We start from the raw sequence: 8590 nt of genomic DNA on the forward strand, positions 1-8590 counted from the left end.
CCTTATGAAACCAAAGTTTACAAGAAAATTTGCCACTAACTTATTTTATACTGCCATAATTATTTTAATCGGTATAGTTTTAACTTATTTTGTTAGATATGGTATTTTTGACTCTTCATTATTGCATTTAAATAATTTATCACGTTTAGCAACTATTTTATTAGGTTCTGTAGGTGTAATAATTACATTTACTGGAGTGATGTTATATTTCTCAGTTTTATATAAAAACAATTTCACGAGTAAACTTACTTTATCATTGAATAATTTTATTTTTTTCCTTGAACATCATAATGCTGATAATCCCAGCGGCAAAACATATCTTAAAAATAATGGTTTAGAACTTATCTCAGATACTTATAAATATCTTCGTGAAAATTTCTCACCAGATAAGGAGTTTGATTTAACGGATTCATCTTCAATATTAAATAGTAATTTGGTAAATACATATGAAGATGTTTTTGTAAGATATTTTAATTTTGTTAATCATATAATTGATTTAATATTTGAATCAGAAATAAGTGCTGAAGAGAAAAGAGAGTACTATAATACCTTAAAATTAAACCTATCTTCAAATACTATAGCGCCTTTATTATATATTTACTACGACAAGCTTAATACTATTGAAGATGATGATGTGAAAAAAAAGGAGTTAAGTAAGAAAATAAGAGAGTCAGGTCTTTTTAATGATTATTCTCTAAAAAACTATTTATTGAATCGGATAGACAAGAAATTATTTGATAAAAAAGTTAATGAATATCTTAAAAAAAAGTAACTATCATAACTTATTAAATAGAATAAGTTTACCAAAAGATAAGAGTTAATGGTTGGAAATAGTAATTAGAACGGGATTACTAAACTTCGTGTTATGAACTGTTTCATTACATTTTCAATCAGTTCTAGTAAGCACTATGAATAGAATAAAAGATTTCGACAGTAATTTGAATACTAAGTTTTATGTACTTTTCGTATAAAACATTGTAGCTTTTTATTGTATCTAAAAATATTAGAAATCTAATGTGATTATAATAACGCAGAAAGAATGGAATCTAAAAAAATGAGGTTAACTCATTAAAAATTAGAGAATTGAAGGTGTAAAGTGATTTGTTTTGTTGTACCTATGTTGTACCTCATAAAAATAAAAAAGCTTCACATTTCTGTGAAGCCCTTTAGATACTTGTAGCGAGATCGGGAATTGAACCCGAGACCTCCGGGTTATGAACTCAATTACTAAAATAATCATATCTGATTATCAGTTAATTAACTTTTTAAAACCCTACTTATAATAGACAATCTATATGCGTTTGTATATGCGTTTAGATTTTTATCATTTGATGATTAATAATGTTCAAATATAGTAAAAATCTGCAATGATTTTTTTTAATTTATGTTATACTTGTCTGGCACTAATGAATACAAGCACATTTTTTCTAATCTGCTGTCCAAGCCTAGATAATTATTATTCGTTATCTGATTTCTTAATTTTTTAAATCAAAAGTGGACATCAGGTTGTGAGATTTCGAGTTAGACAAATTAACTTTTAATCTTGAAAAAAAGAAACAGGACTTACAGTTCATCAATTAATTAAAAAGCAGTAGAATTAAAAATAATTGACCTTATTAATTTTTTATTTATATTTAACTCTTAAATATTTTAAATGATGAATCTCCCCATAATTGCTGGTACACTAGCTTCAATGTTGCATGTTATTTCTGGTCCAGATCATTTGGCTGCAGTTACACCTCTAGTTATAGAAACTAAAAGGAAAGCATGGAAAATTGGCTTATTTTGGGGAATTGGGCATTTGTTAGGAATGCTTTTAATAGGTGTTTTATTTATTTTGTTTAAAGATATTATTCCTATTGAAACTATTTCAGAATATAGCGAACAGTTAGTTGCGATTGTTTTAATTGGTGTTGGTCTTTGGGCATTTTACCGTATTTTTAATGAGAAAAAGAGACATCAGCTACCACATGTACATACTGAAACTGAAACGTATGCACATATTGATGAACACGAGTATAATCATAAAGAAAGTCACCAACATACACATGATAAAATTGTAAAGCAAAACGTTCTATCTTCTTTAGGAATTGGCTTTCTGCATGGACTAGCAGGTGTAGCACATTTTTTATTATTATTACCAGTATTAGGTTTTAAAGATAACTTTGATGGTGCTCAATACATCATAGGATTTGCAGTAGGAACAGTACTAGCAATGTCTGCATATGCTTTAATTTTAGGAAAATTAGCGTCCTATTCAAAGCATCAGCATAATGGTAATTTCTTCAAAGGTATTCGATTTGCAGGTGGATTATTTGCTATTGTGATTGGCTTTTATTGGCTGTATTTAAGTTTGTAAATCACAAATTACTAATCTATGATTCCCTGTATCTGCGATAAACAATTTATCGCCTTCGGTAGTAATTGAAAATGGCCAATAAATAGCACTACTAGTTCCATGCATATTTGCTTTAAACTCACTGCTAATATTAAAGTTTGGTCTTCCTATTAAAGCATCTGCATTTTTATTATTTTCCTTCGGAATATCATTGAATACAAGAATTCGGCTATTTCCTGTATCATTTACCAAAATACCATCTTTGTAAAAACAGGCATCATACGTCCAATTTAAAGTGTTGGATTCTGGTGCTAATCTAAATTGATTTTGACCAGCATTATCAAAATTGTCTTGTCCAATAATAATATTCGCAGGTTTACTAAAAGCATCATTTTTATTATTCCAAACTAGAACTCTGTAGAATTGTGTATCAGCAATAGCTAAAACGCCTTTTTTGCTTACCTTAATTGAATAAGGCCAAATAGGTTCATTGTTTTCGTAATCACGAGTTTTGAAATTCAACTTTCCTATGACTTTATCTGCTTCTACAAAATTTTCTGTAGGAATGCTATCAAAGAATAAAACACGTCTGTTTCCTGTATCTGCAATCCACAGGTTCTTTCCGTCAGAAAAGACACCATAAGGCCAATTTAAAGTATTTGCTTCTGGATTCGCAGCTTGCCCTTTTACATTAGGTTGATTGTTTTCAAAATTAGGTTGCCCCAACACAACATCAGCTGGTTGTGCATTTGTTGTTGGTATTGTGTGCCATATCAATACACGATGATTCCAAGCATCAGCAACAACTAGTCTTTTTCCATCGCTCCAAATACCAGAAGGATAATGCAAGGTCTTTGAAGATACATCTGAATTTGAATTTCTGCCAGAATCTGCAATCGCTTCTTGACCTAAAATAACATCAGGTTCTTTAAATTCTGAAGTAGGAATACTATTCCAAATGAACACACGGTTTTGTCCAGTGTCTGAAACAAATAACATATTATTAGCTACAAAGACACCTCTTGGTGCTAAAAATGGTTTATGCTTTGAGCCTTTAAAAATATAAGAATTGGTAACTTTGTTACCTAAAGTAGTATAGTCCATAAATTAGCAAATTCTAGGTAATTGTTCTCCTGGAAGCATACTAACAACACGTTTTCCGCCAATAGCACTTTCCATTATTACTTGTTTAGGGTGTGCTTCAACAACAGTTCCTATAATTTTTGCGTGTTTACCGTTATTGTCTTTTTGTAGCGTTTCTAAAAGTTGGTCAGCAATAGAAGCATCTACAAAACTTAAAAACAAGCCTTCATTAGCAACATATAATGGGTCTAAACCTAATAATTCGCAAGCACTTGCAACCTGATTATCTATTGGTAAATCACGTTGTGCAATATCAATCCCAATATTAGAGGATAGCGCAATTTCTTTTAAAACAGTAGCTACACCACCACGAGTTGGATCTGTTAACAAATGAATGTCTTGCCCAAACAATTCAAGTAAGTTTATAATGGTGTGATTTAAATTTACTGTATCACTTTCAATTGTTGAATCAAATTCTAGACCTTCACGAACAGACATAATTGCCATTCCGTGTGTTGCTATGTTTCCACTAACGATAATTTTGTCGCCAACTTTTATGTTTTTTTCACTGATATTTGCTTTAGGATGAATGTTACCAACACCTGAAGTATTGACGAATATTTTATCTCCTTTTCCTTTTTCAACAACTTTAGTATCTCCAGTAACAACTTTTACTCCTGCTTTTTCACAAGCATATTTAATAGCAACTAAAATCTCCCAAAATTCAGTCATTTTTAGTCCTTCTTCAATAATAAAGCTTAAGGATAAATATTTAGGAATAGCGCCACACATAGCCAAATCGTTAACTGTACCATTAACTGCTAATTCTCCAATATTTCCGCCAGGAAAAAAAATAGGTGAGACTAAAAAACTATCAGTAGAGAATGCCATTTTTCCATTCATTTCTAGGAAAGCACCATCATGTCTTTCATCAAGAATATCATTACTTAATAAATCGAAAACACCGCTATCTAACAGTTTATTTGTTAATGTGCCTCCACTACCATGACCAAGTGTTATAACATCAAAGTCTAACTTAGGCATTGGACATTGCAATTGCATTCGTAATTTTTTTGAATCCGACATTTAAGGGGTTATTTGATTAAAAATTAAGCTTCGATTAAGCCAGAGAAATGATAGTAAGCTGCACAAGCACCTTCACTACTAACCATTGGTGCGCCAAGAGGAAATGAAGGTTTACATTTTTTACCAAATTGAGCACACTCAAAAGGTTTTTTAATGCCTTTCATTATTTGACCAGATATACAATCTGGATGTTCTGGCGCTTCCTCAATAGTGATAGAAAACTTTTTATTGGCATCAAAATTGGCGTATTTTTCTCTTACAGCGTAACCGCTTTCTGGAATTTCACCAATACCACGCCAAATCTGGTTTTTAATTTCAAAAACATCAGAAATGATTTTTTGTGCTTCAATGTTACCTTCTTCTCTAACGATTCTCGAATATTGATTTTCAACTTTAGCTTTATTGGCTTCTAATTGGCGAAGCACCATCAAAATACCTTGTAGTACATCTAAAGGTTCAAAACCTGTAACAACTATTGGGACTTCGTGTTTTTCGGATATAGGATAATACTCAGCATTTCCCATAATAGTACACACATGACCTGCAGCTAGAAAACCATCTATCTTACTTTCATCATCATCAATCACCGCTTTTATTGCTGGTGGCACCAATACGTGAGATGCTAAAATAGAATAGTTTTTTAAATTTCTTCTGTGCGCGTGAATAACAGATAATGCGTTTGCTGGTGCAGTAGTTTCAAATCCTACAGCAAAAAAAACAACTTCTCTATCAGGATTATCTTCTGCAATCTTTACAGCTTCTAAAGGCGAATATAAAATACGAATATCTGCACCTTTTGCTTTTGCTTCCAACAAATTAATTTTAGAGCCAGGAACACGAAGCATATCACCAAACGAGCATAAAATCACGTTTTCATTTAATGCTAAATGAATGGCTTTATCTATTAAATTTAAAGGTGTTACACATACAGGACAACCTGGACCGTGAATCATAGTCACCTCTTTTGGTAACATATCTATAATTCCGTTTTTAACTAAGCTGTGCGTTTGTCCGCCACAAACTTCCATAATAGACCAAGATTGCGTTACAGTTTTCTTAATTTCTTCGAGATATTGTTTTGCTAATTCAGGATCTCGATATTCTTTCATATACTTCATACTAGCACCTTTTATAAATTATTTATCCATGCGTTTAGTGACTTCATCTAATGAAATCTCTCCAGAAACTGTATCTTCAGGTATATAGTTATCCACATCTACCAAATCACCCAATTCACCAATTTCTTTTAGGTATTTAAAGGTTTTTTTTGCTTCTTCTTCATCCACTTTACTTATGGCAACACCAACGTGAACTAACACATAATCTCCAATATCTGCAGATGGTAACATCTCTAAACTGGCTTCTTTGGTGATACCTCCAAAATTAACCTTTGCCATTCGTAATGCACCACCGTATTGTAGTTCAATACTCTTTATTTTTCCTGGGATTGCTAAACACATTTCTTTAATTTTTTATATGTTGTTGATACATCAATTGTCCAAATGATATATTCTCATCATTAGCAGACAATTTACGATTTAATTTTAAATTTAATTTTTCTTTTTTCATCATGCGCATTAATATTGAAACTAATAATGAGTTTTGAAAAACACCTCCACTACAAGCAATCGTTTTTATTTGATTCTCCTTAGCAATTTTTATAATAGATTTGGCTAATGTATAGATAAAACTGTAAGCCAATCGTTCTTTGCAAAACCCTTCTCTATACGCTTTTACAATTGCCTCAATAATATACTTTGATGGAACTCTATCATAGGTTTTTTTATGTAAAAAATCAATGTAATAGCTTTTAGAATAAGTGTTTGCGCAATTTTCAAGTCGCATAGGAGCTTCAGCTTCAAAGGTGTTAATATCCACAATATTTAATGCCGAAGCTACTGCGTCAAATAGTCTACCTACTGAGGAAGTTTTTAAGGTATTCGTTTTAATAGTTTTTGAATAGATACTCCATTCTGTTTTAGAAAATTTATGCTTTATAATAGCTTTAGAATCATCATCTAAAAGAGTAAACAATGCCAGTCGTGGTTCTTTTGCCATTTTATCATTCGCTAACCAATCGTAATATTCAAAGTGGGATAATCTTTCTATTCCATTATTTTGATAAGTGAAAAACTCACCTCCCCAAATAGCATTATCAGTTCCTAAGCCAGTTCCATCCCAAATGACACCTAATATTTTTTCTTTGGAAGCAAATAGATTATGCTCTCCTAATACACTTGCAAAATGTGCTTTATGATGTTGAATTCCCTGAATACTAGTATTCCATTCTGAAGCAAATTCGTTTCCAAGAATGCTACTTTGGTATTGCAAATGTTTATCAATAAGAATAGTTCTCGGTTTTGTTTCAAACAAATCTACATATTGGCTAATCGTTGCCTTGTAACGTTCTAAAACATCATAACTATCGAGATTTCCGAAATATTGACTCACATATGTTTGCGCATTAGGAACAAATGTAAAAGTGCTTTTCAAATGTGCTCCCATAGCTAAAATGGATTCTCTAGACTTGATCTTAGCGTTAATATAATTTGGTGCTAAACCTCTTGAACGTCTCAGTAAAATTTTCTGTTCGTTGGCAAACCTAACCACAGAATCATCTTGGGGAAACTGAATGTCGAGGTTGTGATGCAAAAAATAATCAGCAATGTCCTTTAATTGCTTATTCGCCTCTTTCTCTATTGAAATAATTGGTGAACCATGACTATTCCCACTTGTACAAACCATTGGTTTATTCAAGGTTTTTATAATCAATTCTAATACACTAGACGATGGGAGCATCACACCTGTTTGATTTAAATTTGGCGCGATAGCATTTACCGAAATACTTATATTTTTAGTGTTTTTAAGAATTACAATTGGTGCAATTCTAGATTGCAAAGCTGTTTCTTCATAAGAAGATAATTCAAATTCTTTTTTAATTAATTCAATTGAAGGATATAAGACAGCAAATGGTTTATTGGGTCTTTTCTTTCGTTCCCTTAACCCTTTAATGGCTTCTGGATTAGAAGCATCACAACACAACACATAACCGTTGGTATTTTTAATTGCTATAATTTTTCCTTCGGAAAGCAATTGAGAGACCTTGCTAATACTATCTTCTTTAATACTATCTCCTAAATTATTTGTTAAATATAATTGCACACCACAGGTTGAACAAGAATTGGTTTGCGAATGAAATCGTCTGTCATTTGGATTGGTATATTCTTCATCACAATCACTACACATTTTAAAATTAGCTATTGAAGTGTGTGCTCTTTCAAAAGGAAACTTTGTGGTAATTGAATAACGTGGTCCGCAATGTACACAAGTTGTAAAAGCGTAATTAAAGCGTCTATTTTCTGGATCAGTAATTTCAGTTTTACAAGCTTTACAAACTGCAAAATCTGGTGTTAATGGTATATTTATTTGTGTATTTGATTTAGAAGGAATAATGTTAAAAACATCATGTTCAACATAAATATCTTCCTCAATTGTATACGATGTTATTACTGCAACTTCTGGTTTCTTATTAAGAATAGCTTCAAAAAAATCGTTTGCTTTTTCTTTTGAAGCATTACAATAAATAATAACCCCGTTTTCATTATTTGAAACAAAACCTAACAGTTGGTGTTCTATAGCAAGATTAAAAATAAAGGGACGAAATCCAACTCCTTGAACACGTCCTTTAATTTGTATTTTAAATGTTTTATTCACCAATAATAAAAAATTATGCTTGTTGTTTTTGTTTCACTTTTTCAACCAACCAATCGCACCATTGGTCAATACCTTCTTCAGACAATGAAGAAATTTGAATGACTTCTAATTCATGATTTACTTCATGAGCGTCTTTAGTTACTGCTTCGACAGAAAATGGTAAATAGGGCAGAAGGTCTGATTTTGATACTAACATCATATCACTTGTTAAAAACATGCGTGGGTATTTTTTAGGCTTGTCATCACCTTCTGTTGTTGCCATTAGTGTCACACGGTAATCTTCTCCTAAATCAAAAGATGCTGGACATACTAAATTACCAACGTTTTCTATGAAAAGTAAGTCAATATTTGGCAAATCGAATTGGTCTA

General features: G+C 31.6%; 8 protein-coding genes. 2 read left to right on the forward strand and 6 right to left on the reverse strand.

From position 1 onward, the window contains the following. Nucleotides 1–4 precede the first annotated feature (4 nt). The gene (locus ACRBBL_RS24415) at nt 5–772 is read left to right on the forward strand and encodes a hypothetical protein (protein ID WP_431371717.1); all 768 of its coding nucleotides are present in this window, start codon (nt 5–7) and stop codon (nt 770–772) included. Nucleotides 773–1657: 885 nt separating this feature from the next. Continuing rightward, nucleotides 1658–2359, forward strand: coding sequence for a sulfite exporter TauE/SafE family protein (locus ACRBBL_RS24420; protein WP_431371718.1), 702 nt, complete (start codon nt 1658–1660; stop codon nt 2357–2359). On the opposite strand, the gene ACRBBL_RS24425 is transcribed toward ACRBBL_RS24420, so the two are convergent. From ACRBBL_RS24425 to hypB, 6 genes are all read right to left on the reverse strand, one after another. Further along, on the reverse strand, nt 2348–3442 hold the full coding sequence (locus ACRBBL_RS24425; protein WP_431371719.1) for a hypothetical protein: 1095 nt from the start codon (nt 3440–3442) through the stop codon (nt 2348–2350). The two genes, ACRBBL_RS24420 and ACRBBL_RS24425, sit on opposite strands and share 12 nt — an antisense overlap. Before the next feature lie 3 nt (nt 3443–3445). Then, nucleotides 3446–4507: a hydrogenase expression/formation protein HypE gene (hypE, locus tag ACRBBL_RS24430; protein WP_431371720.1), complete on the reverse strand. Its 1062-nt coding sequence runs from the start codon at nt 4505–4507 to the stop codon at nt 3446–3448. A 23-nt stretch (nt 4508–4530) separates the two neighbouring features. Beyond that, a complete protein-coding gene (hypD, locus tag ACRBBL_RS24435; RefSeq protein WP_431371721.1) occupies nt 4531–5625 on the reverse strand; it encodes a hydrogenase formation protein HypD in 1095 nt (364 codons plus the stop codon). Nucleotides 5626–5643: 18 nt separating this feature from the next. Further along, nucleotides 5644–5967 carry a HypC/HybG/HupF family hydrogenase formation chaperone gene (locus tag ACRBBL_RS24440; RefSeq protein ID WP_431371722.1) on the reverse strand — a complete coding sequence of 108 codons (324 nt, stop codon included), beginning with the start codon at nt 5965–5967 and terminating at the stop codon, nt 5644–5646. 4 nt (nt 5968–5971) lie between these two features. Further along, nucleotides 5972–8221: a carbamoyltransferase HypF gene (gene hypF / locus ACRBBL_RS24445; RefSeq protein WP_431371723.1), complete on the reverse strand. Its 2250-nt coding sequence runs from the start codon at nt 8219–8221 to the stop codon at nt 5972–5974. Nucleotides 8222–8234: 13 nt separating this feature from the next. Further along, on the reverse strand, nt 8235–8590 hold a 356-nt coding region (hypB, locus tag ACRBBL_RS24450), incomplete at its 5' end, for a hydrogenase nickel incorporation protein HypB (RefSeq protein ID WP_431371724.1).

It is taken from the genome of Kordia sp. (genome assembly GCF_050633145.1).
Classification (GTDB): Bacteria; Bacteroidota; Bacteroidia; order Flavobacteriales; family Flavobacteriaceae; genus Kordia.

What these genes read in the sequence shown, in the direction of transcription:
- hypE (WP_431371720.1), bottom strand. Translation starts at nt 4,507, where the DNA reads ATGTCGGATTCAAAAAAATTACGAATGCAATTGCAATGTCCAATGCCT.
- ACRBBL_RS24420 (WP_431371718.1), top strand. Translation starts at nt 1,658, where the DNA reads ATGAATCTCCCCATAATTGCTGGTACACTAGCTTCAATGTTGCATGTT.
- ACRBBL_RS24425 (WP_431371719.1), bottom strand. Translation starts at nt 3,442, where the DNA reads ATGGACTATACTACTTTAGGTAACAAAGTTACCAATTCTTATATTTTT.
- ACRBBL_RS24440 (WP_431371722.1), bottom strand. Translation starts at nt 5,967, where the DNA reads ATGTGTTTAGCAATCCCAGGAAAAATAAAGAGTATTGAACTACAATAC.
- ACRBBL_RS24415 (WP_431371717.1), top strand. Translation starts at nt 5, where the DNA reads ATGAAACCAAAGTTTACAAGAAAATTTGCCACTAACTTATTTTATACT.
- hypD (WP_431371721.1), bottom strand. Translation starts at nt 5,625, where the DNA reads ATGAAGTATATGAAAGAATATCGAGATCCTGAATTAGCAAAACAATAT.